This window comes from Sinorhizobium terangae, assembly GCF_029714365.1.
Classification (GTDB): Bacteria; Pseudomonadota; Alphaproteobacteria; order Rhizobiales; family Rhizobiaceae; genus Sinorhizobium; species Sinorhizobium terangae.
Window position 1 is genome coordinate 1,783,766 of sequence record NZ_CP121659.1, and the last position, 24,554, is coordinate 1,808,319.

The 24,554-nt window shown below is 62.7% G+C and carries 26 protein-coding genes; 17 read left to right on the forward strand and 9 right to left on the reverse strand.

The features are described from left to right. Positions 1–65: 65 nt before the first annotated feature. The 3 genes from QA637_RS08420 to QA637_RS08430 all read left to right on the forward strand — a co-directional run bounded on the left by QA637_RS08420 (position 66) and on the right by QA637_RS08430 (position 3,264). Positions 66–1,064 carry an ABC transporter substrate-binding protein gene (locus tag QA637_RS08420; protein WP_153440139.1) on the forward strand — a complete coding sequence of 333 codons (999 nt, stop codon included), beginning with the start codon at positions 66–68 and terminating at the stop codon, positions 1,062–1,064. A 252-nt stretch (positions 1,065–1,316) separates the two neighbouring features. Next, a complete protein-coding gene (locus QA637_RS08425) occupies positions 1,317–2,225 on the forward strand; it encodes an ABC transporter permease (RefSeq protein ID WP_283064720.1) in 909 nt (302 codons plus the stop codon). Next, complete coding sequence (locus tag QA637_RS08430) at positions 2,218–3,264, forward strand: quaternary amine ABC transporter ATP-binding protein (protein ID WP_283064721.1); 1,047 nt, start codon at positions 2,218–2,220, stop codon at positions 3,262–3,264. The genes QA637_RS08425 and QA637_RS08430 overlap by 8 nt, the downstream gene beginning before the upstream one ends. 170 nt (positions 3,265–3,434) lie before the next feature. On the opposite strand, the gene QA637_RS08435 is transcribed toward QA637_RS08430, so the two are convergent. Next, a complete protein-coding gene (locus QA637_RS08435; protein ID WP_153440136.1) occupies positions 3,435–3,854 on the reverse strand; it encodes a tautomerase family protein in 420 nt (139 codons plus the stop codon). 105 nt (positions 3,855–3,959) lie between these two features. Between QA637_RS08435 and QA637_RS08440 the strand changes: the two genes are divergently transcribed. From QA637_RS08440 to QA637_RS08450, 3 genes are all read left to right on the forward strand, one after another. Next, positions 3,960–4,829 (forward strand): LysR substrate-binding domain-containing protein, encoded by an 870-nt coding sequence (locus tag QA637_RS08440; RefSeq protein ID WP_153440135.1) that lies wholly within the window; start codon positions 3,960–3,962, stop codon positions 4,827–4,829. Between the two features lie 106 nt (positions 4,830–4,935). Then, the gene (bmt, locus tag QA637_RS08445) at positions 4,936–5,955 is read left to right on the forward strand and encodes a betaine--homocysteine S-methyltransferase (RefSeq protein WP_283064722.1); all 1,020 of its coding nucleotides are present in this window, start codon (positions 4,936–4,938) and stop codon (positions 5,953–5,955) included. 301 nt (positions 5,956–6,256) lie between these two features. Beyond that, entirely contained in the window at positions 6,257–6,604 is a 348-nt protein-coding gene (locus tag QA637_RS08450; protein ID WP_153440133.1) for a hypothetical protein, read from the forward strand. 232 nt (positions 6,605–6,836) lie between these two features. Here QA637_RS08450 and QA637_RS08455 read toward each other — a convergent pair whose 3' ends face one another. The 5 genes from QA637_RS08455 to QA637_RS08475 form a co-directional block, all read right to left on the reverse strand. Then, positions 6,837–8,846, reverse strand: coding sequence for a vWA domain-containing protein (locus tag QA637_RS08455; RefSeq protein WP_234886915.1), 2,010 nt, complete (start codon positions 8,844–8,846; stop codon positions 6,837–6,839). A gap of 2 nt (positions 8,847–8,848) precedes the next feature. Further along, entirely contained in the window at positions 8,849–9,376 is a 528-nt protein-coding gene (locus QA637_RS08460; RefSeq protein WP_153440132.1) for an RNA polymerase sigma factor, read from the reverse strand. Between the two features lie 74 nt (positions 9,377–9,450). Then, the gene (locus QA637_RS08465) at positions 9,451–10,218 is read right to left on the reverse strand and encodes a phosphodiester glycosidase family protein (protein ID WP_153440197.1); all 768 of its coding nucleotides are present in this window, start codon (positions 10,216–10,218) and stop codon (positions 9,451–9,453) included. A 276-nt stretch (positions 10,219–10,494) separates the two neighbouring features. Continuing rightward, positions 10,495–11,193: a 4Fe-4S dicluster domain-containing protein gene (locus tag QA637_RS08470; protein WP_153440131.1), complete on the reverse strand. Its 699-nt coding sequence runs from the start codon at positions 11,191–11,193 to the stop codon at positions 10,495–10,497. Positions 11,194–11,300: 107 nt separating this feature from the next. Next, on the reverse strand, positions 11,301–12,875 hold the full coding sequence (locus QA637_RS08475; protein WP_184108836.1) for a trimethylamine methyltransferase family protein: 1,575 nt from the start codon (positions 12,873–12,875) through the stop codon (positions 11,301–11,303). Positions 12,876–13,401: 526 nt separating this feature from the next. Here QA637_RS08475 and QA637_RS08480 point away from each other — a divergent pair. Then, the gene (locus QA637_RS08480; protein ID WP_153437575.1) at positions 13,402–14,100 is read left to right on the forward strand and encodes a corrinoid protein; all 699 of its coding nucleotides are present in this window, start codon (positions 13,402–13,404) and stop codon (positions 14,098–14,100) included. A gap of 123 nt (positions 14,101–14,223) precedes the next feature. Here QA637_RS08480 and QA637_RS08485 read toward each other — a convergent pair whose 3' ends face one another. Beyond that, positions 14,224–14,382 carry an entericidin domain-containing protein gene (locus tag QA637_RS08485; protein ID WP_153437574.1) on the reverse strand — a complete coding sequence of 53 codons (159 nt, stop codon included), beginning with the start codon at positions 14,380–14,382 and terminating at the stop codon, positions 14,224–14,226. Positions 14,383–14,421: 39 nt separating this feature from the next. Here QA637_RS08485 and QA637_RS08490 point away from each other — a divergent pair, with 39 nt between their 5' ends. Further along, positions 14,422–15,042, forward strand: a complete 621-nt coding sequence (locus QA637_RS08490; protein ID WP_153437573.1) for a DUF1638 domain-containing protein — start codon at positions 14,422–14,424, stop codon at positions 15,040–15,042. 14 nt (positions 15,043–15,056) lie between these two features. Here QA637_RS08490 and QA637_RS08495 read toward each other — a convergent pair whose 3' ends face one another. Together QA637_RS08495 and QA637_RS08500 are read right to left on the reverse strand one after the other, a co-directional pair. After that, positions 15,057–15,320 carry a DUF2798 domain-containing protein gene (locus QA637_RS08495; RefSeq protein WP_153437572.1) on the reverse strand — a complete coding sequence of 88 codons (264 nt, stop codon included), beginning with the start codon at positions 15,318–15,320 and terminating at the stop codon, positions 15,057–15,059. Positions 15,321–15,365: 45 nt separating this feature from the next. Further along, positions 15,366–16,241, reverse strand: a complete 876-nt coding sequence (locus QA637_RS08500; protein ID WP_184108834.1) for an NmrA/HSCARG family protein — start codon at positions 16,239–16,241, stop codon at positions 15,366–15,368. 110 nt (positions 16,242–16,351) lie between these two features. Between QA637_RS08500 and QA637_RS08505 the strand changes: the two genes are divergently transcribed. The 9 genes from QA637_RS08505 (at position 16,352) to QA637_RS08545 (ending at position 24,527) form a co-directional block, all read left to right on the forward strand. After that, positions 16,352–17,245: a LysR family transcriptional regulator gene (locus QA637_RS08505; protein WP_153437571.1), complete on the forward strand. Its 894-nt coding sequence runs from the start codon at positions 16,352–16,354 to the stop codon at positions 17,243–17,245. A gap of 250 nt (positions 17,246–17,495) precedes the next feature. Further along, entirely contained in the window at positions 17,496–17,693 is a 198-nt protein-coding gene (locus QA637_RS08510) for a hypothetical protein (protein WP_153437570.1), read from the forward strand. A gap of 134 nt (positions 17,694–17,827) precedes the next feature. Continuing rightward, a complete protein-coding gene (locus QA637_RS08515; protein ID WP_153437569.1) occupies positions 17,828–18,019 on the forward strand; it encodes a hypothetical protein in 192 nt (63 codons plus the stop codon). 493 nt (positions 18,020–18,512) lie between these two features. Continuing rightward, the gene (locus QA637_RS08520) at positions 18,513–18,815 is read left to right on the forward strand and encodes a virulence factor (protein ID WP_037423594.1); all 303 of its coding nucleotides are present in this window, start codon (positions 18,513–18,515) and stop codon (positions 18,813–18,815) included. After that, on the forward strand, positions 18,808–19,395 hold the full coding sequence (locus QA637_RS08525; protein WP_153437568.1) for a methylenetetrahydrofolate reductase C-terminal domain-containing protein: 588 nt from the start codon (positions 18,808–18,810) through the stop codon (positions 19,393–19,395). The genes QA637_RS08520 and QA637_RS08525 overlap by 8 nt, the downstream gene beginning before the upstream one ends. Then, positions 19,392–20,483 carry a methylenetetrahydrofolate reductase gene (locus tag QA637_RS08530; protein WP_153437567.1) on the forward strand — a complete coding sequence of 364 codons (1,092 nt, stop codon included), beginning with the start codon at positions 19,392–19,394 and terminating at the stop codon, positions 20,481–20,483. Before QA637_RS08525 ends, QA637_RS08530 begins: the two co-directional genes overlap by 4 nt. Before the next feature lie 114 nt (positions 20,484–20,597). Beyond that, positions 20,598–21,563 carry a methyltetrahydrofolate cobalamin methyltransferase gene (locus tag QA637_RS08535; protein WP_136506882.1) on the forward strand — a complete coding sequence of 322 codons (966 nt, stop codon included), beginning with the start codon at positions 20,598–20,600 and terminating at the stop codon, positions 21,561–21,563. Positions 21,564–21,952: 389 nt separating this feature from the next. After that, a complete protein-coding gene (locus tag QA637_RS08540) occupies positions 21,953–22,294 on the forward strand; it encodes a hypothetical protein (protein ID WP_153437566.1) in 342 nt (113 codons plus the stop codon). Between the two features lie 160 nt (positions 22,295–22,454). Beyond that, positions 22,455–24,527 (forward strand): ASKHA domain-containing protein, encoded by a 2,073-nt coding sequence (locus QA637_RS08545; protein WP_153437565.1) that lies wholly within the window; start codon positions 22,455–22,457, stop codon positions 24,525–24,527. Positions 24,528–24,554 lie beyond the last annotated feature (27 nt).

The window sequence follows — 24,554 nt, forward strand, 5'->3', positions numbered from 1 at the left end:
GACAGCGGTAACCCGCACGGCACTCGCGATCGTTGGCTGCACAAAGACTGGGAGGTCTTGCAAACATGAAGAAGCTCCTCGCGTCCACCTTTCTCGCCGTGGGCCTTTACGCCGTGGCGGGCGCGGCGCAAGCCGCGGAATGCGGCGAAGTCAGCATTGCCGAAATGAACTGGGCCTCGGCGGGCGTCGCCGCCCATGTCGACAAATTCATTCTTGAAAACGGATATGGTTGCACCGTCGAGCTCGTCACCGGGGACACGATGCCGACCTTCGCCTCGATGAACGAGAAAGCGCAGCCCGACATGGCACCCGAACTCTGGGTCAACGCGGTGCGCACGCCGCTCGACGCAGCCATCAAGGAAGGACGTCTTATCCAGGCCGCGCCACTCTTAAGCGAGGGCGGCGTCGAGGGCTGGTGGATACCGAAGTTCCTCGCCGATGCACACCCGGAAATCAAGACCGTGCAGGACGCTCTGAAACATCCGGACCTATTCCCTGCGCCGGAAGATGCGTCAAAAGGCGCGATCCACAACTGCCCCTCCGGATGGAACTGCCAGGTCTCGACCGCCAATCTGTTCAAGGCGCTTGACGCCGAAAAAGCCGGCTTCGAACTGGTCGATACAGGCTCGGCCGCCGGCCTCGACGGCTCCATTGCCAACGCTTTCGAGAAGAAAACCGGCTGGCTCGGCTATTACTGGGCCCCGACCGCGATCCTCGGCAAGTATGAAATGACCCGCCTCTCCTTCGGCGTCGACCATGACAAGAAGGAGTGGGACGCCTGCTCCGCCGTTCCCGATTGCCCGAACCCCAAGGTCAATTCCTATCCGGTCTCGGATGTCTACACCGTCGTGACGAAGTCCTTCGCGGAAAAGGCCGGCGTCGCCATGGATTACATCAAGGTGCGCAAGTGGGATAACGGCACCGTCAACAAGGTCCTGGCCTGGATGGACCAGAACCAGGGCACCAACGAGGACGCGGCCAAACACTTTCTCCAAGAGTTTCCCGAGATGTGGACCCAATGGGTCAGTCCCGAGGTGGCCGAGAAGGTCAAGGCAGCCCTCTGACAACAGGCGTCGCGGTGGACGCAGCCGGACCGGGCCGCCGCGCCTGGGCAAACAATTGCCGCCTGACTGGGCCCATAGCGGTGAAGTGCTTCGCTGACGTCGCAAACAGTAAAGCGGGAACGTTGTTCCGCTGTCACATTCTCGCGCCGGGACACGTAAGAGGTCACGAGCAAGTCTGCGCAGGACGGCCGCACGCGGCCGTACCAAAGACGCAGCCGGCGGCACAGGACTTCCGGCCGGAAGGGGAAAAATATGGCTATCTGCACTTTCTTGCCGGAACTGCTTTGCAAGTTCCCGGCCATTGACGATGGCACCATTCGCATGGCGCGCAAGAGCGTCGACGACGGATTCAAGGGATTCGTGCGCAGCTACGGTGATGCGATCGATGCAGTGGTCCAGCCATTGCAATGGTTCCTGAACTACCTGGAACGGGCGTTCGTCAGTTCGCCCTGGATCTTAGTGCTGATCATCATGATCGCCATCGTTTATGTTGGCAGCCGTCACGTAAAGATCACCATCGGCACGGCGCTGTCGATGCTGGCGATCGGGCTCGTCGGGCTTTGGAACGACACCATGGTCACGCTCGCCATGGTCACCGTCTGCACGTTGATCTCGATCGTGATCGGCATCCCGATCGGCATTCTGATGGCCCGCTCCGACCGCGTGCAGGCCTTCGTCAATCCGATCCTCGACGTCATGCAGACGATGCCGAGCTTCGTCTATCTCATTCCGGTGGTCATGATCTTCGGCATCGGCAAGGTGCCGGGCCTGATCGCCGTCGTCATCTACGCCGTGCCGCCGATGATCCGACTCACCAATCTCGGTATCCGGCTCGTCGACAAGGAAGTGTTGGAGGCTGCCGACGCCTTCGGCTCCTCCGCCTGGCAGAAACTGAAGAACGTGCAGATGCCACTGGCCCTGCCGACCATCATGGCCGGCATCAACCAGACGATCATGATGTCGCTGGCAATGGTCGTCGTCGCCTCGATGATCGGCGTCGGCGGGCTCGGCAAGAACGTGCTCCAGGCGATCGCCAACCAGTTCTTCACCGTCGGTTTCCTCAACGGCTTTGCCCTCGTCGGCATCGCTATCATTTTCGATCGTACCAGCCAGGCCTTCGGAAGGCGGCTGCAAAAGCACTCGGAGGTTATTCATGGCTAGTCACGCAATCGAGGTAAAGAACCTCTACAAGATCTTCGGCCCCCGCGGCGAAGACTACGTCGACGTCGTCAAGAAGGGCATGGGCAAGGCCGAGCTCAACGAGAAGCATGGTCACGTGCTCGGCTTGCAGGACATCAATATCCTGATGCCCGGCGGCTGCATCACGGTGGTCATGGGTCTGTCCGGTTCCGGCAAGTCGACGCTGATCCGTCACATCAACCGGCTGATCGACCCGACCGCCGGCGAGGTGCTCTATGACGGCACCGACGTCTGCAAGATGAACGAAAACGACCTTCGCCAATTCCGTCGCAACAAGACGGCAATGGTGTTCCAGAAGTTCGCGCTGCTGCCGCACCGCACCGTTCTCGAGAACACGATATACGGCCTCGAGATCCAGGGCATCGAGCGGCGCGAAAGCGAAAAGCGGGCGCGCGGCTGGATCGAGCGCGTCGGCCTCAAGGGGTTCGAGAACCACTATCCGAACCAACTTTCGGGCGGCATGCAGCAGCGCGTCGGCCTTGCCCGGGCGCTCACCAACGACGCCGACATCCTGCTGATGGACGAGGCCTATTCGGCGCTCGATCCGCTGATCCGCATGGACATGCAGACGGTGCTGCTCGACCTGCAGAAGGAACTGAAAAAGACTGTGGTCTTCATCACCCACGACCTCGACGAAGCGCTGAGGTTGGGCGACAAGATCGCGATCCTGCGTGACGGCCGCGTCGTACAGCAGGGCACCGGCCAGCAGATCGTGCTGTCGCCGGCCGACGACTACATCACCGCCTTCGTCAAGGAAGTGAACCGTGGCCGCGTCGTGCACGTCGAGACGATCATGCGGCCGCTCTCCGGCAATCCAGAGGGCGTGCCGCTTTTGGCCGGCACGGTTCTCGAAGCGGCCGCCCGCACGATGACCGGCGCGCATGTCGCCACGGCCCACGTCGTCGATGAGAACGGCCGGCCGATCGGCGCGATCGACCTGCAGACGATCATCGCCGCCATGGTGACGCCGACGAGCCACGCCGACCGCCAGGCGGCATAGGCAGCCACGGCATTCTCACCGCACAGACGAAGGGCGCCCAGACGGCGCCCTTTTCCTACGCGGCTCGTTACAGCGCCGTGCGGCCTTTAGGACGCACAAAGGACGCTGTAACTCTTTGATTCCGCGCATTGTGCTTTCCGAAAATCGGGTCCGATTTTCGGGCCGATGCGCTAGACCCGCGACACAGCCGACTGGAGCTTGCCGCTGATGAAGCGGAACTCCTGCGTCTTGCCGCCATAACCATAGGCTGCTGCGGAGACTTCGTGAACGAGCACATAACTCTCCGGATGGACCTTTCCGAGTAGCTTCCCGAAGGCGCCGTAGATCGCTTCGATGTAAGCGGCCATTTCCTGTTTGGTGTTGGTGCCGTCCACGACCTTGATATCGAGCCAGAAGCTGTTGGTCTCCTGCGACGCGATCGACTTTCCGCCAGCAAACCAGTGCTGTGGATCGACATAACCCACCGCAACGGCGGTGACGGTCGGATCCTTGCGCAGGTACGCTTGCGTCAGGTCGCTGACTTCTGCAGCGATCCTCGCGGACAGGTCCGGGTCCGGGCGCCCGGTGACGGTGACATTGATGATGGGCATAGCCAGCTCCTTTCGACTGCAGTTGTTCTTCAGGTTCAGCTTGCCACCACAGACACATCAATAAAATCAAATTGTCTTGCATCAATAGTTCGATATCATCGAAGCATGAATTTCATCGATCCCGATCTTCTGCGTACATTTCTTGCCTTCGCTGAAGGGGGCTCGCTTGCGCACGCCGCAGCGGCAGTCAATCGGTCGCCCTCCGCCGTGACGGCGCAAATGCAGCGCCTCGAAGCTCTGATCGGAGAACCGCTGCTGGCGCCGGCCGGGCGCGGGCGCACACTGACTCCGATCGGCGAGGAACTTGTGGACCACGCCCGCCGCATCCTCGACGCACATCGCGATGCCTGGCTCAGCCTCCGGGGCGCACGCGCCGACGGACGAATCTCGCTCGGCAGCACGCAGGATTTTGCAGATACGACGCTGCCCGACCTCCTGCGCCGCTTCGCTCGCACCCATCCGCGGGTTCGCCTCGATCTCAGGATTGGCAGATCAAAGGAACTGACGACGGCATTCGATCAGGGCCAGGTCGACATTCTCCTGACGATGCGACAGGCGCCTGCGGCAGATGAGGTGCTTATGCTGAAAGAAGAGATGATCTGGCTTTGCGCCGACAAAGGTCTGGCAACGATCGACGCCGAAGTGCCGCTGGCCGTGCTCGATCCGCCCTGCGGGTTCCGGGCCGCGGCGATCTTGGCGCTCGAAGCGGCAGGCCGCCCCTTCCGGATCGCGGCGACGAGTCCGAGCCTGTCGGGTCTGCGCGCCGCCGTCATGAGCGGCATCGCCGTCACGACTCGCACGGCACGGTTCCGGGGGCCAGGGATCGAGCGCGCTCCGACGCATCTCGACCTGCCGCCCCTGCCCGCAGCCGAATTCAGCCTGCGTTTGCGTGCCCATGCGGACAAGGCCGTGACGGATCTTGCCGCTCTGCTCGCGGACGACTTGCCTTCCAGCGCCATCCGGACGCAGGCGTAGGCATATCGGCTTTCCGACTTTTCCGGCGCGCAACAGCAAAGGCGGTTGCATTCACATAAAGATATCTTTATATCTTGTTGCAATCTCTTTCAGCCGGGAAAAACCGATGTCTGCTTCCGCCAATGCCCTTTCCTATCTCCTTGCCCAGAAGGGCGTTCTGCTTGCCGATGGCGCGACCGGGACGTCGCTCTTTGCCATGGGGCTCGAAGCCGGCGAAGCGCCGGAGCTCTGGAACGAGGCAAAGCCGCAGAACATCACCAAGCTGCATCAGGATTTCGTCGATGCTGGCGCCGACATCATCCTCACCAATTCCTTCGGCGGCACGCGCCATCGCCTGAAACTGCACCAGGCCGAAGATCGCGTGCATGCGCTGAACAAGCGCGCTGCCGAGATCGCCCGCGCCGTTGCCGATAAGGCGCCGCGCAAGGTCATCACCGCTGGCTCCGTCGGCCCGACCGGCGAACTCCTGGTCCCGCTCGGCGCGCTTTCCTATGAGGATGCCGTTGCGGCCTTTGCCGAGCAGATCGAAGGCCTGAAGGCGGGGGGCGCGGAAGTGGCCTGGATCGAGACCATGTCCTCGCCGGACGAGATCCGCGCGGCGGCTGAAGCAGCAACCAAGGTGGGCCTCCCTTACGTTTATACCGGCTCGTTCGATACCGCCGGCAAGACGATGATGGGCCTGCACCCGAAGGACATTCACACCGTCGCCGGCGATATTGGCGAAGGCCCGGTCGCGGTTGGCGCAAATTGCGGCGTCGGCGCCTCCGACATCCTCTCTTCGCTGCTCGACATGACCGCGGCGAAGCCTGAGGCGACCGTCGTCGTCAAGGGCAATTGCGGCATTCCGGAATTCCGTGGCTCCGAGATCCATTATTCCGGCACCCCGCCGCTGATGGCGGAATATGTGCGGCTCGCGGTTGATGCCGGGGCGAAGATCATAGGCGGCTGCTGCGGCACCTCCTGCAACCATCTTGCCGCCATGCGGCTTGCGCTCGACAATCACGCGAAGGGCGAACGCCCGACGCTCGACCTCATCGTCGAAAAAATCGGTCCGCTGCGCAACAAGACCGCCGACGCAGGCGCCTCCGCACCGACCCGCGAACGCGCTGGCCGCCGCCGCGCCTGAGACAGACTGCGCAGAACGAAACGACAAACGCTCCGGAGCGATGTGCTCGGAGCGTATTTTTGCTCTCCGGCAAGAATCAGACGTTGCGGTCTGTCGCGCCGGGCGTCGTGCGCCGGTCGCGATATTTTGCGACCGAGGCCGACGCAGTCGGCGGCGCACATCGGCAATATCAAGCGGCAAATAGCTTTTCGGCCCCAAGGCCACGTCAGTCACCGCCGCGGCGCTCGTTGCCGGCAACGCTTGCAGGCGCCGGGTTGCTGTCCTATCCCCGGAGACGTTTCGATTCGACGGGAGACGATTCATGAGTGTCGGGCCAGCCGCGTTTCCGGACAGAGACACGACCGCCGCCAAGCTTTCGAGCTTCGGCGAAGCAGATCAGGCTTTCGTCAAGCTGCTGATGGAAAACCCCGAGCAGGACGAAAACCTCATGGAAGGCCTGTACCGACATCTCCAACTCGCCGCCGAGGCACCCCTCCTGAATTCATTGAAGTTGGAGAAGCTCGGACAGTGGCTTGGCAACGAGGCCCCGGCCCGGCTTCAGATGCGCCTCATGGAAGCAGCGCGCTCCAGCCAGCACCCGGCCTGCCAAGCGTTCCGGGCTGGGCTGGCGAATTCCGGCGGCCTGCAGCGGGCTTACCCGAAGGCCTAGCAACTTCGATGCAGCAGCAGGCACCGGCTTCACTGGCAGCGCTCCTTGCCCCTCACCCTGCCCTCTCCCCGCAAGCGGGGCGAGGGTGAGTCGCGCCCGCGGCTCGTGACTCGCCCCTTCAACAGCCCTGACAGAATGGCTTGGAATTTGCCGAAGCCCGCGCGGCGTCGCCCCTTCTCCCCGCCCGCGGGGAGAAGGTGCCGGCAGGCGGATGAGGGGCGGTTCCGCGGAGTCACTCGCCAGAAAGCCCCTTCGCCAGGCGCACCAGATTGACGAACTCGCCGCGATAGCCGAAGGGATCGGCCCCCTTGGCGCCCGCCGCCAGCTCGGAGATCGCCGCATAGGAATAGCCGGCAAGCGCCGGGTTTCTCGCAAGCTTCTGGCCGAAGGCGGCGACGGCTGTGGAGAATCGGACGTCTGCCGAGGCTTCGCCGAGCGAAGGCTCCGCATTCGCCTCAGTGACCGGCGTGGTGATCAACTCGCTCTTGTCGCTGTCCGGCTTTTTGTAGCGGATCTTGAGATAGGCTAGCTCGCCCGAATGCGCCGTTGCGTCCGCGTCCGGCTTCTCCGCCGTCGCATAGCGCAGGTCGTCGTTGAGGACAGCCGGGCTTCCCTTCGGCGTCACTTCGTAGATCGCGGTGACGCTGTGGCCCGAGCCGATATCGCCGGCATCCACCCGGTCATTGTTGAAATCCTCGCGTTTCAGTGCCCGGGTCTCGTAGCCGATCAAACGATACTCCGCGATTGCTGCCGGATTGAACTCCACTTGCAGCTTGACGTCCTTGGCGATCGGGAAGAGCGACGAGCCCGCCTCCTCGACCAGGGTTTTCTGGGCTTCGGCGAGGGTGTCTATATAGGTTGCAACGCCGTTGCCGTTCTGGGCGATCGCCTGCATCAGTGCGTCGTTGTAGTTGCCGCGGCCGAAGCCAAGCACCGAGAGAAAGACTCCGCTCTTGCGCTTTTCCTCGACCAGCCGCTTGAGCTCCTCGTCGCTTGACGGGCCGACATTGAAGTCGCCGTCGGTCGCCAGCAGGATGCGGTTGACGCCGTCCTTGACGCGGGCCTTTTCAGCCAGCTGGTAGGCCGCGTCGATGCCGGCAGCGCCGGCCGTCGAACCGCCGGGCGTCAGCGTATCGATCGCCGCCAGGATCTTCGCCTTATCCTTGACCGCCGTCGGCTCGAGCACCGTGCCGGCGTTGCCGGCATAGGTGACGATCGACACCGTGTCTTCCGGCTTCAGCTTGTCGACGAGCAGCCGGAAGGCGTTCTTCAACAGCGGCAGTTTGTCCGGCTCGTCCATGGAACCGGAAACGTCGATCAGGAAGACGAGGTTGGCCTTCGGCGCCTCCGCCGGCACGACCTCGTAGCCCTTGATTGCCACATGCATCAGGCGCGTGCCCGCGTTCCATGGGGTGGGCGTGACGGTAACCGTCGCCCTGAAGGGTTCCCTGGCCGACGCCGGGCGCGGCCAGTCGTAGGGGAAATAATTGACCATCTCCTCGATCCGCACGGCATCGGGGTTGGGCATCTCACCCGCCATCAGCGAGCGGCGGACGAAGGAATAGGAGGCCGTATCGACATCGGCGGAGAAGGTCGAGACCGGCTCGGCCGCCACGGCCTTCACCGGATTGGCATCGGCGTTGCCAAAACGCTCGCGGTTTTCGATCGGCGGCGGAAGAATGTCGCCCGGTGTCGTCGGCGCCGGCATGATCTCCATGCGCCCGCGCGCAGCAAAGCCGGCGGCTCCACCGAGCGTGCTCATCGGAGCGGCGGCATCGGCGGCCGTTCCGCTCGCCATCGCGTCGGCTTCCGCGGCCGCCGGTGCTTCGCTTTCCACTTCTTCCGCAATTTTTGCAGCGGCCTGTGCCGGCTGCGAGCGAGCAAGCGACGCGGCGCCCTGCGCTTCAGGCGCGGCCGGCTTCGATTCGGTGTTTGCAGCAATCTCGGTTTGCTGCTCGGGCAGCCGATCATTGCGGGCTGTTTCCAGTGTCAGGTACATGGCGGCGGGGACGACGATCAGCGTTGCCAGCGCCGATCCGGCAAGCAATTTCCGGTTCATAATGGGGCTCCGAATCCGGTTGAGGATGGAGCTTGGACGAAGGGATGGCGCGGATCCTTGGGGGGCACCCGAATTTTCCGCCGTATCATAGGCTTCCATAGCCGCAGCGAGCGCGCGCGCCCGCGCCTCGCCCGAAGGCATCGGCGGCAGCTTTCCGGCAAGCTTTTCGAAATCGTCGGTCATGATCACACAGCCTCCTTACCGAGCATTGTCCGCAGACGCCTGCGCGCCTCATGAACATGCCAGGAGATGGTCGCCTCGGAGCAGCCGAGCACGTCTGCCGCTGCGGCATGGCTCAAGCCTTCGGCGTAGACGAGCAGGACGGCATCGCATTGTTTCTCCGGCAGCGCCCGGACTGCCGTCCAGAGCGCTTCCTGCCGGTTCTCGTCCTCTCCGTCCGGTGTGCCCTGCGCCGCTAGATCCGACGCATAGGCTGCGATCTTGCGCTCGTCACACACTCGACGGCGGCGATGGTCGCGCGCGGCATTAAGCGTCAGCGTATAGAGCCAGGTGCGGAAACGACTGGTGCCACGAAAGCCGCGGATCGCGGAACCGAGGCGAATGCAGACATCCTGCGCGATATCCTCCGCATCGGTCACGTTGCCGGTCCAGCGCCAGGCAACCGCGTGGACGAAATCATAGTGGCGCTCGACCAGAAGGCTGAACGCCTCCCTGTCGCCCCTCACCGCCCTTTCAACGAGTTCCGCGTCCAAGTCCGTGCCCGCCTTCCACCTGTTTTCCCGTTAGACGTCCGCCGCCGACCGTTCCTTGGGCCCTCGGGAAAAAATTATCGCGGGAACGAAGCGACAACGGCGATAATCGGACCGAGCGGAAACAGACGATCGTGGCGATTGATCTCGGGCGCATAGAGGCTCGAAATCGTGCCATCGAGAAAGAGCGCGTTCGGGCAATCAAGCGCGTCACGAAACAGCGTCGCGAAATCATGAAAGCGCACCGGCCGTTTCGACACCGCGAAGACCACCTCGCCCCCGCTTGTCACGCCGACGCCGTTTCGGGTTTTCAAACTGTCGCTGTTTGCCAGGAAGCGCGGATGCAGCGCCCCGTCGATCACCAGCATCGGACCGGATTGCGTCGCAAAGCGCGGCTTGATACCTGCGGCGCGATAGGCCTCCGCCGCCATAACGCCGGCTTTGCCGTCGCCGATGTAGAAGACGCCGTTCGGCAGCAGGTGGAAATTGCCCCAGCCGGAATTGGTGTTGAGCGACGCCTGCTCCACGCCCTCTTCCACATACAGGCCAACGGGCGAGAGATCCTCATGGTACATGCCGCCATTCATGGCGAAGACGAGATATTCGTCGCGGTGGCGCAGTTCGAGCGACAGCGCCTTGAAGGATTTGAACGGTACGCCCCCCTGGCCCTTGTTGTAGAGGCGAATGTCGCTCGCCGCCGGATCGAAGGAACAGACGACATAGTCCTCGCCCAGGTGGCTAACGCTCCGGCAGGCGGTGTCTGCCGCGTCGGCTGGCGAGGGCTTGGCAAAGCCGGCGGTGAGGATGGCGGCGCCGACGAGGAAGGCTTTCGGAAACAGCGGCATGGTTCGCGACTCGAAGCGGATCGTGAGGCGTAGCATCGCACGGATTGCGGCGAAAATTGCAGCGTGCGTTCGCCATCGCGGAAGGCCCCTCATCCGCCTGCCGGCACCTTCTCCCCGCAAGCGGGGCGAAGGGATCCGCCGCGCCCGCTCGCCCGGCTAGCCGAAGCCCCCTCGCCCAGCTAGCCGAATTGGAGACGAAAGGGCAAGCGGCGGCCTCTTAAGTCCCCTCTCCCCGCGTGCGGGGAGAGGGTTAGGGTGAGGGGCAATCCGCGTCGGCTACAAACTGAGCGCTGCCATGTGGAACCGGAGTTGCTGAGCCGGATAACGATAATCCCGCCCCACCGGACAGGCATCGCGCGAAAGACAGCCATGGGCGAGACAGCCGCCTGCCCCCGCCTGCGTCCTCAGATGTGTGCGGCAGCGGCCGACATCGAATGTGCCGGCGGCCAAGGCATCAGCCGGACAGGCGGAGCTGCACGGTTTTTCCACACAGGCGTCGCAAGGATGGCCAACCGAAATGCTGCCCGTCCGCGGCAGTACCTGATCGAAGCCGAGCGCTCCCCGATACCCGTGCCAGAGGCCGTACTGCGGGTGGATAAGGATCCCGAGCGGCGAAGTCTTCAGCCTCTCGGCCCGCATTGCCCACTGCTGGAAGGGCTGCCAGGGCGGATCGGAAGGGAAATAGGCGATCGCTCCGGCGGCTTCCGCAACAGGCCGGATTACCTGCTTCGACCAATTGTCGAGCGGGTCGGCTCCTCCGCGAGCGGGCTCACCATCGCGCCAGCGGCTGAAAGGCTCCCAGAGCGAGCCGCCGATATTGCCGATGAGCACGATGCTCGCGGCGGGTCTGCCGTCCGCCAGCATCGGAGCTTCCTCGCCATCGGCAAAACTCACCGTGCCACGCAAAAAAAGACCGTGCGGCGCGAGCGCCGCACGGATCGTTTCAAGCAATTCGTCCGCCGAGGGAACCGTCATTTCGGTTTCGGCCCGTGTAGTTCGTAATGCGGGCGCCAGACGTCCTTCTGGATCATGTCGGCCACCTGCGCCCTGCCGCCTTGCTCCCTGGCTCGCTCGGGAGCCTTTCAGGTGAAGGCGTCGGGCATCGAGTCCTTGCGCTTGGCGATGTAGTCCTTCAATGCCTCGTCGATTGCCGGGTCGAGGTAAGGCGCCTCGTAGTGCTCGAGCCAGCTGCGCGCCAGCGCATTGGCGCGCTGTTCGATCCGCTTCTCACCTTCGATTTCCCACTGCTCGAATGAATTGTTGTCGGCGAGCGGCGAGCGGTAGAAGGCGGTCTGGAAGTTCGCCTGCGTGTGGGCGCAGCCGAGATAGTGGCTGCCCGGTCCGACCTCGCGGATCGCGTCGAGCGCCTGGGCGTTTTCGGAAAGGTCCACGCCCTCGGCCATCTTCTGCATCATGCCGAGTTGGTCCTGGTCGATCATGAACTTCTCGTAGGACGAGACGAGGCCACCTTCGAGCCAACCGGCCGCATGCAGCACGAAGTTTGTGCCGGCGAGCAACGTCATGTTGAGCGTGTTGGCAGACTCGTGCGCCGCCTGCGCATCCGGAACCTTGGAGCCGCAGAGCGAGCCGCCGGTACGGAACGGCAGGCCAAGGCGGCGCGCAAGCTGCGCCGCGCCGTAGGAAACGAGCGACGGTTCCGGCGTACCGAAGGTCGGCGCACCCGACTGCATCGAAATCGAGGCCGCGAAGGTGCCGAAGAGCACCGGCGCGCCCTTACGGATGAGCTGAGTGAAGGAGGCACCCGCGAGCACTTCGGCCAGAATCTGCGTCAGCGTGCCGGCGACCGTGACTGGGCTCATCGCGCCGGAGAGAATGAACGGCGAAAGCACGCACGCCTGGTTGTGCCGTGCATAGACCTTGAGCGCGCCCACCATGGTTTCATCGAAGACCATCGGCGAGTTGGCGTTGATGAGATTCAACGTCACCGTGTTCTTCTCGACGAAGTCGTCACCGAAGACGATCTTCGCCATAGCGATCGTGTCTTCGGCGCGTTCCGGCGCCGTGACCGAGCCCATGAACGGCTTGTCGGAATATTTGATATGGCTGTAGACCATATCGAGGTGACGCTTGTTGACCGGGATGTCGACCGGCTCGCAGACGGTTCCGCCGGACGAATGCATCGACGGGGCCATGTAGGCGAGCTTCACGAAATTGCGGAAATCCTCGATCGTCGCATAGCGGCGGTTGCCGTCGAGATCGCGCACGAAGGGTGGTCCGTAGACCGGCGCAAAGATCGTGGCCTTGCCGCCGACATGGGCGCTGCGCTCGGGATTGCGCGCGTGCCAGGTGAAGTCCGACGGCGCGGTCTTCAGCAGCTCACGGCAGAGCCCCTTCGGGAAATGAACGCGCTGGCCCCGCACGTCGGCGCCGGCGGCCTTCCAGAGATCGAGCGCTTCGGCGTCGTCGCGGAACTCGATGCCGATCTCCTCGAGCACAGTGTCGGCGTTGCGCTCGATGAGCTGCAGGCCTTCCTCGTCAAGCACCTCATATTCGCGAATCTTGCGTTGGATATAGGGCAGAGACGGTCCCGGACCGCCGCCGGTGCGCGATGCACGGCGCGCCGCCGCTCCCCGTCCCTCGCCACGCGCACGGCGTCCGCCGCCTTCAACCGCGCCTTGATCTGTCACGTCGCTCATTCGCTCATTCCTCTCCCGCCGCGCCGTCTGGCTCTCCAAGGGTCGCGGCAACGCTTTGATTAAGTGGCGCATATTCCTTCCGAAGGTCGATACCAATGGTCGAAACCATGCACCGGGATCGATTTTGGGCTAATGCTATCAAGCCGCCGAACCGGTACGGGTCTCAATGCGCCAACGCGTGGCGCATCTCAGACACTCAACCTTGAGATCCGTCAAGGACCCACGGCGGCCGAGAATGGGTGCCTCGCAGACCAAATCTATTATGCGAAATCGATACAACAAAATGTAACATCTTGAACTGTTGCAGAATTTTACCGAGCGCCCGATTCCGTACGCGGCTGAGATGCGGTAGGACACAGATCCGCGGACGAACCATCAGCGCCGTCGCTTTTCATCATATGCGACGTCGCTTTCGAAAAGAGATTTTTAGGTTTGGACCGCTAAGGATGGGCAACGCGTCCGGATCGTGCCCGACCGAGCCAGATCACCGCGAAGACTACCGTGCCAGGAACCGAGGAACCCTAATATGGCAGACGATGAAATCATTCTCGCGGACCTTTCCGACGAGGAACTCGTGCAGCAGATGCATGACGACCTTTACGACGGTCTCAAGGAGGAAATCGAGGAAGGGACGCGAATCCTCCTCGAACGGGGCTGGACGCCCTACGACATCCTGACCCAAGCGCTCGTCGAGGGCATGCGCATCGTCGGCATCGACTTCCGCGACGGCATTCTTTTCGTGCCGGAAGTTCTGCTTTCGGCCAATGCGATGAAGGCCGGCATGGCGATCCTGCGTCCTCTGCTTGCCGAAACCGGCGCGCCGAAGCTTGGCAAGATGGTCATCGGCACCGTCAAGGGCGATATCCACGACATCGGCAAAAATCTCGTCGGCATGATGATGGAAGGCGCCGGCTTCGACGTTGTCGACCTCGGCATCAACAACCCCGTCGAGAACTATCTGGAAGCGATCGAACGCGAACAGCCGGATATCCTCGGCATGTCGGCCCTGCTGACGACCACGATGCCCTACATGAAGGTCGTTATCGACACGATGAAGGAAAAGGGCCTCCGCGACGACTACGTCGTTCTCGTCGGCGGCGCGCCGCTCAACGAGGAATTTGGCAAGGCCGTCGGTGCAGACGCCTATTGCCGCGATGCCGCCGTCGCCGTCGAGACTGCCAAGGACTTCATGAAGCGCAAGCACAACCGACTGGCAGCCGGCTGAGATTAGAAGTCTCTTTAAAAAAGAAGCCGGCTGCGTGGATGAACACCGCAGCCGGCTTTCCTATATTCAGGGGCAGCTAGGAACGACGCCACTCTCAGGGGCGCCCGTCCTGCTGGTCGGAGGTCAGTTGGCGGCCTTGGCGACCCTGTGGCCGGCCCCCTGTGTCGCGTTCACGGCGTTTGCCGTATCCTGTCCCATGCCGCGTATCGTGTTGGCGCAGGAACTCAGGGTTGTCAGGGCCACCAGGAGGGCGGCGATCGTCGCGAGAGTTTTTGTCGTCATGACAATGATTCCTTCATGTTGCTGCAAGGCGGAATAAAGATGGAAAACAGACCGTCGGCAAGAGAACGTGCACAACCGAAGAAAGTTCACGTCATTGGTTGTGGAGCGATCGCGCGCGAAATCCTTGCCATCTGCGAGGCCAACGGGCTCGATCACATCGATCTCCATTGCCTCCCCGCCATCTGGCACAATACTCCGGAAAAGATCACACCGGGCCTTCGCGAGGCGATCGCCCGGGCGCGTGATGAGGGCTTCGAGCGCATCTTCATCGCCTATGCAGATTGCGGCACCGGCGGTGAACTTGATCGGCTCTGCGAGGAGGAAGGCGTGACACGCATTCCCGGGCCGCACTGTTATTCCTTCTTCGCCGGCAACGCCGATTTCGCAAAGCGCTGGGACGACGACCTCAGCGCCTTCTTCCTCACCGACTTCCTCGCCCGCCAGTTCGAGGCCTTCGTGATCGAACCGCTCGGCCTCGACCGCCATCCGGAACTGCGCGACATGTATTTCGGGCACTACCGCAAGCTCGTCTACCTCTCGCAGGTGGAGGACAAGGCGCTACAGGAAAAGGCCCGCCGCGCCGCTGAAAGGCTCGGCCTCGAATACGAATATCGCTTCACCGGCTACGGCGACCTGACGCGGTCACTGATCGACGCTTGAGTTTTGGATCGAATTCAGGCCCGCTGCTCGACGAACACTCCAACGATCCGGCGAACGACCGGAAGCAGCAGCATCAAACTGGGAAAGGCAATGAGCCACGACGCACCCCAGGCGTGCGGCCAGGTCGCGGTGAAGCGATCCCACCCGGCATTCATCAGCGTCGATACCGCCGACACGATTCCGGACATGAGCACCGAAAGTATCAGAGGCATGAGGACGACCGCATAGCGCGAGGGAAGTTTCTTGATCGTCACTGAATTGCGCACGAGCGTAAGCATTCGAAAATCCTTCAGTTGCTTCAAATATGTCGGTGATAAATCCGGTCATGCGGCCTGGCACGCCAGTTCCTCTACATATCCTCGCAGCGACCGCGGCTCGCGGCCGAGCGCTGCTCGGAGCGTCAGACTGTTTCCGCCGAGGCCATAGAGCGCATAATGCTCATGCACCTTGGACAGGAGGGCCAGTTCGCGATCGGTGTAGCCGTGGCGGATGGCTTTCGCCCATGTCTCAAAGCTTGGCTCACCAGCGGCGATCGGACGCCCCAGCGCCTCGGACATGAGAGCCGCAATCTCTTCCCGAGTCGGTCGCCCCTCGGCAGCGAGTTCCAGCGACGCAAAGGACAAGCGATCACTCGTGAGCGCAATGGCGGCAACCTCCGCCACATCGCGATAGTCGACGCGCGCGACCTTCGCCGTCTTTGGAAAGGGTTCGGAAAAGACGCCGGTTTCGACGATCGACGGCCAGGCCGATGCAATGTTCTGCATGAAGTTGACCGGCTGCAGGATCGTGTAATCCAAAGTGGAAGAATAGAGCGCATCCTCGACCGGTATCTTGCTTGCATGGTTCTTAAGACGAATGTTCGCCGGCTGGGCGACCGAGGAGAAGACGAACTTTTGGACACCTGCCCTCTTCGCCGCCTCGATCAGCGTGACGCCCAGCGCAGCCTCGTCCGGCGCGAAGGCGGGTCCGATGTGAAAGACGCCAACGACGCCACGGACGGCTTCATCGAGGCTGTCCCGATTTCGCAGATCACCGATCACCACCTCCGAAAGCCCTGAGCCTTTCGCGGCGCCGAGCTTGGCCGGATCGCGGATGAGAGCCCGGACTCTTGCTCCGCGACGGACGAGTTCCGGTATGACTAGACCTGCGAACCTGCCGGTCGCACCGATTACGAGCACGGTCGGGTATGTAGCGGTCACTTTGTGTGCTCCTTATACGAGTGCTTCTGTGACCGAGAAGATATGATCTTGCCATTACGCGAGACAATATTGACAATGCGAGACACACTATCTCGAAACTCGGTAAAATCATGGACAGGTTGGAAGACTACGAGGCCTTTCTGGCGATCGTCGAACACGGAAGCCTCACGACTGCCGCGCGACACCTTAACCGGTCGCTTCAGTCGGTGAGCCGGTCGCTGGCTACCCTCGAGGCGTCGGTCGGCGTCGAACTCGTACATCGAACGACCCGCCGCTCGAAGCCGAGTGAAGCGGGCATGACCTTCTATCAACGCATCAAACCGGCAATCGAAGAACTTGAGCAGGCAAAGCTCGAAGCCGCGAACCGTCGGATACAACCGTCCGGCATTCTCCGGCTCGGCGCGCCGGTGCTGTTCGGGCCGGAATTCCTGATGCCGATTGTCGCTCGCTACATGCACCGCTATCCCGACGTAGAGGTGGACCTGCTGCTATCGGATGCCTTTGTGGACCTGGCGGCAGAAAACATCGATCTGGTGGTCCGCATCGGCGAATTGCCGGACTCGAACCTGCGGGCGAGACGACTTGGGAAACTGCGGCGCGTGGTCTTCGGCGCCCCCTCCTACCTCGATCGGCATGGCCGCCCGCGTCACCCTTCCGACCTCGCCAATCACCATTGCATCCTGCGTACTGTCGGCCAACGCTTCGGTGAGTGGATGTTCGAAATCGACGGAAAACCGCGCGCGGTGAAGGTAACCGGTCCCTTGCGTGTCGATTCGATGATTTCGATCTATGCGGCCGTATCTCAGGGTCTTGGGCTTGGCTACTCTCCCCTGTGGCAGATCAGGCGGCTGGTCGATCAAGGGCAGGTCGAAATCGTGCTCGAGTCATTCGAGTCGGTACCCGTGCCGATCCATGCTCTCTGGAAGGAGGGGCGAACGATGCCCGCCAAAGTCCGCGCCTTTCTCGACATGCTGGCGACGGAGCTCGATCTTCGCGACCTCTGAATAGTGCCGATAGGGGGGCCGCGGACCCTCTGTCGAGCCTCTTAGCCGTGGATGTACGATGCTTAAGCCTCGTGTGCTGACGGTTCGGCACTCACGGAGAGTGCGCCGGGAGAGCCCTCCGACGGCGGAAGCGGCCGATCGATGTCGCAGCTTCCTCGCGCCAATGCTACCATCCGCCGCTCTCGACCTGTGTTTGGAATGGCCTGCGACGCCGAATCGGATAAACAGGGTGAGAAACTGGGGGAACGCAATGTCACAAGAGCGCTATGAACTCATTCTCGATCCGACCGACCATTGGACTGTGTGGGACAATGTGACCGGCGTGCCGGTGGTGTTTGCCGATCAGATCCTCGGAGGTCTCACTGAAGAAGAGGCAGAGGCGGCCCTGCGGGTACTGGTCGAACTTGACCGAAATCGCGCGGCGACAGCCGTCGTGGACGCGGCCTAGCCAATCTGAGGAATCATGCGGTGCGCGATCCTTTGGGCGCGCCATTGCTCAGCGCCTGCGCGGTGCCATGTTTTTGACCAGCAAGTGGCGGAGTATTGCGGGCTTCGTCACAGCCTCCATGATTGGAGAAGACCATGGACCGCAAATCTCTCGTCGTCGCGATTGCGACAGCGCTCCTGGCGGTCGCGGGATGCACGACCAGCCAGACCAATCAAACCAGCCAGAACACAGCCCCTCCTCCGCCCAGTCAGGCCGGCAGCGCCGGTTCCTCGGGAAGTGGCGGCATGGGAGGTGGTGGCATGGGTGGCGGAAGCTCAGGCTATTGAGGTCGCCGGTGCACACTCATACGTGCTTTCCCTGAGCAGTAACCGTTGCACGGACAAAAACATGCATCAATTTAATGTGCTACAGCGTCCCTTGCGCGTCTGATGAGCCGCCCGGCGCAGCGGAAAGCCGTCATCACTCCATGAGCGCCAAGACGGCGAACACTAGGATTGCGACGATGATCGCCAGCACCACGATTGATAGCAGATTCCCGTCACGCATGCTCAGAGCCCTCAAGCTCTAAACGAGCTAGGCAGCCCGCTGTTCCGTGGCGCTCTGTCCCGTGCGCGACGGTGGTCTTCCGCGCGACGCCCGCGGTCGCCAATATTTTCATATCCACTAAAAGCACGCGCGGGGGGCCAATCGCGACGAATGCGAACCCACTCGGATACACGATTGGGGAGCGTCGTTTTTGGACATATCCAACGTCGTGGCAAGGTGAGCGACGGCGGATCGACATGCGCATTGTCGGGTCTAGAGGAGAACAGGAATCCTATGGCAGATCGCATTATCGTCTACTGGCGCGACATTCCCGCCCAGGTCATCATCAAACAGGGTCGCAAAAGCGCCAAACGCGAACTGTCGCTGCGCTTCACGGAAGCAATCGACATGTGCGCGATGCGCACCGGCGCCGCCGAGACCGATGACTACCTTGCCGAATGGCGCAAGGCAGATCCGGTCCCGGTGTCCGACGATCTGGAAGCGGAGGCCGACAAGGCGGCGGCGGAACTCGAAGCCGCCTACGACCGGGAGCGCCTGGTCGCACTCGTCAAGGCGGGAGGCCGGGACAATGCCTGACCCGAAAGTCGTCACCGGCAACGCCCAGCCCGCCAAGAAGGCGGCGACTGGCGCCTATACCCCACAGGGCGTGTCGCCGAGCCGCCGCTCGCGCCACAAATATACCGTTCGGCTCTGGGCCGTGCGCAATTCGCGCTTCCTCGAATGGTTCTACAACCGTTTCGCCGACATGTTCCTGCTGCTCCATCCGCTGTGGAAAACGCTTGGCTACAATCGAGTCGAAAGGCCCGTGACCTTCGTCGAGCGCCACGTCAAGGGCTTCCTCTTCGACTGTCGCATGTGCGGCCAGTGCGCGCTTTCGTCGACAGGCATGTCCTGCCCGATGAACTGTCCAAAGCAGCTCAGGAACGGCCCCTGTGGCGGCGTGCGCGCCAACGGCAATTGCGAGGTGGAGCCGGACATGCCATGCGTCTGGGTGCAGGCGTGGAAGGGCTCGCAGAACATGGTGAAGGGTAACGCAATCATGAATGTGCAGAAGCCGGTCAACCAGTCGCTGCGCGAAACCTCGTCCTGGTTGCGGGTGACGGCGGAAGCCGCGGCCGCCCGCGAAGCGGCAAAGAAGGAAGGCCAGCAGCAATGAGCCCGGATATCAATCCTCACGATCCTGGCGCGCCGCTCGATCCCCTACCCGGCCACTCCTCGCGCGGACGGCTGGAGCGCGTGCTGCGCCGCGGCGAATTCGCCGTGACCGCCGAACTCAACCCACCGGACAGCGCCAATCCCGAGGACGTCTATGAACGCGCGGCGATCTTCGATGGCTGGGTGGACGGCATCAACGCCGTCGACGCCTCCGGCGCCAATTGCCATATGTCGTCAGTCGGCATCTGTGCGCTGCTGACGCGCATGGGCTATGCGCCGATCATGCAGATCGCCTGCCGCGACAAGAACCGCATCGCCATCCAGGGCGACGTGCTGGGCGCCTCCGCCATGGGCGTGCAGAACATCATGTGCCTGACCGGCGACGGCGTGCAGGCCGGCGACCAGCCCGGCGCCAAGCCCGTCTTCGACCTCGACTGCATGTCGCTGCTCGAAACGGTCCGCGTCATGCGCGACAATGCGAAGTTCCTGTCCGGACGCAAGCTGACGACGCCGCCGCACGTCTTCCTGGGTGCCGCGATCAACCCCTTCGCGCCGCCTTACGATTTCCGCCCGTACCGGCTCGCCAAGAAAATCGAGGCCGGCGCGCAGTTCGTGCAGAGCCAGTACTGCTTCGACGTGCCGATGTTCCGCGAATACATGAAGAAGGTCCGCGATCTCGGCCTGCACGAGAAGTGCTTCATCCTTGTCGGCGTTGGGCCGATGGCCTCCGCCAAGACCGCCCGCTGGATCCGCTCCAACGTGCCGGGCATCCACATTCCCGACAGCGTCATTACACGGCTGGAAGGCGCGCAGGACCAGAAGAAGGAAGGCAAGCAGCTCTGCATCGACATCATCAACGAGGTGAAGGAGATCGAGGGCGTCTCGGGCGTCCACGTCATGGCCTATCGCCAGGAAGAATATGTCGCCGAGATCGTGCATGAGTCCGGCGTCCTCAAGGGCCGCAAGCCCTGGAGGCGCGAAAGCCTGCCGAGCGATGCGATGGTTGCCGAGCGGCTCGAACATCTCCGCGAGGGCGTCGAGGAAGACCAGCAGAAAATGGCGGAGGCTGCGGCGCATCACCCGCACTAGGACGCCCACTTCCGTTCGATATCAGAGGAAAACCGGCGCTTCGGCCCGTCGAGCGCCTTACAAACGAAGACGGGGCCTATTAAATAGCCCCACGCTCAGGATCAAGGATCTTACATGACCCGCACCATCGTCGCTTCCGCCACCCGCGAAATCGTCATCGGCTTCGACCAGCCTTTCTGCGTCATCGGCGAACGCATCAACCCGACCGGCCGCAAGAAGCTCGCCGCCGAGATGATCGAAGGCAACTTCGAGACCGTCATCAAGGACGCGCTGGAGCAGGTCGCCGCCGGCGCCACCATGCTCGACGTCAACGCGGGCGTGACAGCTGTCAACCCGAACGAGACCGAGCCGCCGCTGCTCGTCAAGACACTGGAGATCGTCCAGGGCCTCGTCGACGTGCCGCTTTCGATCGACAGCTCCGTCACCGCCGCGATCGAGGCGGGCTTGCGCGTTGCCAAGGGCCGGCCGCTGGTGAACTCCGTCACCGGCGAAGAAGAGAAGCTCGAAGCGATCCTGCCGCTCGTCAAGAAATACGACGTCCCGGTCGTGGCGATCTCCAACGACGAGACCGGCATTTCCATGGACCCGGACGTGCGCTTCGCCGTCGCCAAGAAGATCGTCGAGCGCGCGATGGATCACGGCATCAAGCCGCACGACATCGTCGTTGATCCGCTCGTAATGCCGATCGGAGCCCTGGGAGATGCCGGCCGGCAGGTCTTCGCGCTTCTGCGCCGCTTGCGCGAGGAACTGAAGGTCAACACCACCTGCGGCCTCTCCAACATCTCCTTCGGCCTGCCGCACCGCCACGGCATCAACGCCGGCTTCATCCCGATGGTGATCGGCGCCGGCATGACCTCGGCGATCATGAACCCCTGCCGTCCGCAGGAAATGGAAGCCGTGCGCGCCGCCAACGTCTTGAACGGCACCGACGCGAACTGCACCAACTGGATCATGACCTACCGCGACCACAAGCCGGCCGAAGGCGGACATGCCGTGGCTGCTGCTCAACCGGCTGCCGGCGGCGGTGGACGTCGTGGCGGCCGCGCGGCTCGCGCCGGTGCTGGCGCAAGGGCCGAATAAGGCGAGTTGCCAAACCGCATCTGAAAGGGAGAAAGACGATCAGAAGCCGTCTGCGCCTCTTTGCCGTCCTTCTCCCTTTGGTCGTCATCGCCAGGTATGCGCTGTTGACGATGCGGCCGAGTTTCAACGGTTCTATGCAGCTCTCCGGACCTATGTTCTGCCGGTCTGGTTCATAACCGCTGCCGTGCTTATGGTCATACTGGTCGCCACCGCCACGAGGAAAGTCGATCTCGGACCACAGGAACGGGTCATCAACGTTTGCTTCTGGGGTAGCTCGGTCCTGTTGGCAGCAGCGCTTGCTTATGCATTCGCAGTCGTGAAGCTTGCCGGGACGCCATAGCAATGGATTTCAGCGCCGCCATCCGGCAGCGCAAGAGTGGAGAGCACCTATGACACCACGCCGTCTTCGCCTGGACACCGCCACACTCTGGTTCGGCGCCCCTTTCGTGATCGCGCTTCGGGTGCAGGAAATGCAAATAGCCGCGCTCACGGGCAAGACGCAGGATTTGGCCGAACTCTACCGCATGATCTCCGAGAAGGTTGCGGCCACGGCCGATAGCTTCGTCGCCGTCAATGTCGCGCTCTGGAAGGCCTCCTTCGACAACACGATGCGGATGATGATGGGCGGCAAGGTATCCGGTCACGCAACAGCGATTGCGTCGGCCGCACTCAGGCCCTATGGCAAGCGCGTGCGCAGTAACGCCCGTCGCCTGTCGCGCAAGAAATCCTGACCTTTGCTGCGCCCCGCAAAAAAGCGCCCCCGGGAAATGATGCTCACAGATCGTTCCATGTCGGGATTGGACAACTATCGGGCACCATTCCGGTGCAGTCTGAAACCGTTTACCCGCGCCTCGCTTCCAAGATGAAGCGGACCTGACGAGAGACTTGAGCATGCGCATCGAAGGCACTTCCGAGATCGAGACCAATATGACCGAAGCCGCGCAAAAGGATCCTCTGGTGCTGTTTATGCCGTCGGGCAAGCGTGGCCGCTTCCCGGTTGGCACGCCGATACTCGACGCCGCGCGCTCCCTTGGGGTCTATGTCGAAAGCGTGTGCGGCGGACGTGCGACCTGCGGGCGCTGCCAGGTTTCCGTGCAGGAAGGCAATTTCGCCAAGCACAAGATCGTCTCGTCGAACGACCACATCTCGCCGATCGGCCCGAAGGAGCAGCGCTACGCCAGCGTCCGCGAACTGCCGGACGGCCGCCGCCTTTCCTGCTCCTCCCAGATTCTCGGCGATCTCGTCATCGACGTGCCGCAGGACACCGTCATCAATGCGCAGGTGGTGCGAAAGGCCGCAACCGACCGGGTCATCGAGCGCAATGCCGCCGTTCAGCTTTGCTATGTCGAAGTGGATGAACCGGACATGCACAAGCCGCTCGGCGACCTCGACCGGCTGAAAGCCATGCTGGAGAAGGACTGGGGCTGGAAGGATCTGCTGATCGCGCCGCATCTGATCCCGCAGGTGCAAGGCATCCTGCGCAAGGGCAACTGGGCGGTCACCGCCGCGATCCACCGGGACATGGATTCCTCGCGGCCTTTCATCGTTGGCCTCTGGCCGGGCCTCAAGAACGAGGCCTATGGCGTCGCGTGTGACATCGGCTCGACGACGATCGCCATGCATCTGGTGTCGCTCCTCTCCGGTCGCATCGTCGCCTCCTCGGGCGCGTCGAACCCGCAGATCCGCTTCGGCGAGGATCTGATGAGCCGCGTCTCCTATGTGATGATGAACCCGGACGGCCGCGAGGCAATGACCAAGGCGGTGCGCGAGGCGGTGAACGGCCTGATCGGCAAGGTTTGCACCGAGGGCCAGGTCGACCGCCACGACATCCTCGACATGGTGGTCGTCGGCAACCCGATCATGCATCACCTCTTCCTCGGCATCGACCCGACGGAACTCGGCCAGGCGCCCTTCGCGCTCGCCGTTTCCGGCGCGCTGCAATATTGGGCGCACGAGATCGACATCGAGGTCAATCGCGGCGCTAGGCTCTACATGCTGCCCTGCATTGCAGGCCATGTCGGGGCGGACGCCGCCGGTGCGACGCTTTCGGAAGGTCCGCACCGGCAGGACAAGATGATGCTGCTTGTCGATGTCGGCACCAACGCCGAGATCGTGCTCGGCAACCGGCAACGTGTCGTCGCTGCCTCCTCGCCGACCGGCCCGGCCTTCGAGGGCGCGGAAATCTCCTCCGGCCAGCGCGCTGCCCCCGGTGCGATCGAGCGTGTGCGCATCGATCCCGAGACGCTGGAGCCTCGCTTCCGCGTGATCGGCGTCGACAAGTGGTCGGACGAGGAAGGCTTTGCGGAGGCCGCCGCGGCGGTCGGCGTCACTGGTATCTGCGGCTCGGCGATCATCGAGGTCGTCGCAGAGATGTATCTGACCGGCATCATTTCGCAGGATGGCGTCGTCGACGGCGCCATGGCCGCGAAAAGCCCGCGCATCGTGCCGAACGGCCGCACCTTCTCCTACCTTCTGCACGAAGGCGACCAACGCATCACCGTCACGCAGAACGACATCCGCGCGATCCAGCTTGCCAAGGCCGCGCTCTATGCCGGCATCAAGCTCTTGATGGAAAAGCAGGGTGTTACCCATGTCGACACGATCCGCTTCGCCGGCGCCTTCGGCTCCTTCATCGATCCGAAATACGCCATGGTGCTGGGCCTCATCCCGGACTGCGACCTTACCGAGGTGAAGGCGGTCGGCAACGCCGCCGGCACCGGCGCGCTTATGGCGCTCCTCAATCGCGGCCATCGCCGCGAGATCGAGGAAACGGTGAGGAAAATCGAGAAGATAGAGACGGCTCTTGAATCGAAATTTCAGGAGCACTTCGTCAACGCCATGGCGATGCCCAACAAGGTCGACGCCTTCCCGAAGCTCGCCGAAGTGGTTGCGCTGCCGGAGCGAAAGGTGCTGACGGACGATGGCGAAGGTGGCGGCCGCAGAAGGCGCCGCAGCCGGGAATAGCCGCCATCACTCTTCCCCGCGCGGCGC

What these genes read in the sequence shown, in the direction of transcription:
- QA637_RS08440 (WP_153440135.1), top strand. Translation starts at nt 3,960, where the DNA reads ATGAATTTCATCGATCCCGATCTTCTGCGTACATTTCTTGCCTTCGCT.
- QA637_RS08515 (WP_153437569.1), top strand. Translation starts at nt 17,828, where the DNA reads ATGGACCGCAAATCTCTCGTCGTCGCGATTGCGACAGCGCTCCTGGCG.
- QA637_RS08525 (WP_153437568.1), top strand. Translation starts at nt 18,808, where the DNA reads ATGCCTGACCCGAAAGTCGTCACCGGCAACGCCCAGCCCGCCAAGAAG.
- QA637_RS08490 (WP_153437573.1), top strand. Translation starts at nt 14,422, where the DNA reads ATGGAAAACAGACCGTCGGCAAGAGAACGTGCACAACCGAAGAAAGTT.
- QA637_RS08430 (WP_283064721.1), top strand. Translation starts at nt 2,218, where the DNA reads ATGGCTAGTCACGCAATCGAGGTAAAGAACCTCTACAAGATCTTCGGC.
- QA637_RS08450 (WP_153440133.1), top strand. Translation starts at nt 6,257, where the DNA reads ATGAGTGTCGGGCCAGCCGCGTTTCCGGACAGAGACACGACCGCCGCC.
- QA637_RS08545 (WP_153437565.1), top strand. Translation starts at nt 22,455, where the DNA reads ATGCGCATCGAAGGCACTTCCGAGATCGAGACCAATATGACCGAAGCC.
- QA637_RS08435 (WP_153440136.1), bottom strand. Translation starts at nt 3,854, where the DNA reads ATGCCCATCATCAATGTCACCGTCACCGGGCGCCCGGACCCGGACCTG.
- QA637_RS08470 (WP_153440131.1), bottom strand. Translation starts at nt 11,193, where the DNA reads ATGACGGTTCCCTCGGCGGACGAATTGCTTGAAACGATCCGTGCGGCG.
- QA637_RS08510 (WP_153437570.1), top strand. Translation starts at nt 17,496, where the DNA reads ATGTCACAAGAGCGCTATGAACTCATTCTCGATCCGACCGACCATTGG.
- QA637_RS08425 (WP_283064720.1), top strand. Translation starts at nt 1,317, where the DNA reads ATGGCTATCTGCACTTTCTTGCCGGAACTGCTTTGCAAGTTCCCGGCC.
- QA637_RS08520 (WP_037423594.1), top strand. Translation starts at nt 18,513, where the DNA reads ATGGCAGATCGCATTATCGTCTACTGGCGCGACATTCCCGCCCAGGTC.
- QA637_RS08465 (WP_153440197.1), bottom strand. Translation starts at nt 10,218, where the DNA reads ATGCCGCTGTTTCCGAAAGCCTTCCTCGTCGGCGCCGCCATCCTCACC.
- QA637_RS08505 (WP_153437571.1), top strand. Translation starts at nt 16,352, where the DNA reads ATGGACAGGTTGGAAGACTACGAGGCCTTTCTGGCGATCGTCGAACAC.
- QA637_RS08455 (WP_234886915.1), bottom strand. Translation starts at nt 8,846, where the DNA reads ATGACCGACGATTTCGAAAAGCTTGCCGGAAAGCTGCCGCCGATGCCT.
- QA637_RS08485 (WP_153437574.1), bottom strand. Translation starts at nt 14,382, where the DNA reads ATGACGACAAAAACTCTCGCGACGATCGCCGCCCTCCTGGTGGCCCTG.
- QA637_RS08420 (WP_153440139.1), top strand. Translation starts at nt 66, where the DNA reads ATGAAGAAGCTCCTCGCGTCCACCTTTCTCGCCGTGGGCCTTTACGCC.
- QA637_RS08530 (WP_153437567.1), top strand. Translation starts at nt 19,392, where the DNA reads ATGAGCCCGGATATCAATCCTCACGATCCTGGCGCGCCGCTCGATCCC.
- QA637_RS08540 (WP_153437566.1), top strand. Translation starts at nt 21,953, where the DNA reads ATGACACCACGCCGTCTTCGCCTGGACACCGCCACACTCTGGTTCGGC.
- QA637_RS08495 (WP_153437572.1), bottom strand. Translation starts at nt 15,320, where the DNA reads ATGCTTACGCTCGTGCGCAATTCAGTGACGATCAAGAAACTTCCCTCG.
- QA637_RS08535 (WP_136506882.1), top strand. Translation starts at nt 20,598, where the DNA reads ATGACCCGCACCATCGTCGCTTCCGCCACCCGCGAAATCGTCATCGGC.
- QA637_RS08480 (WP_153437575.1), top strand. Translation starts at nt 13,402, where the DNA reads ATGGCAGACGATGAAATCATTCTCGCGGACCTTTCCGACGAGGAACTC.
- QA637_RS08475 (WP_184108836.1), bottom strand. Translation starts at nt 12,875, where the DNA reads ATGAGCGACGTGACAGATCAAGGCGCGGTTGAAGGCGGCGGACGCCGT.
- bmt (WP_283064722.1), top strand. Translation starts at nt 4,936, where the DNA reads ATGTCTGCTTCCGCCAATGCCCTTTCCTATCTCCTTGCCCAGAAGGGC.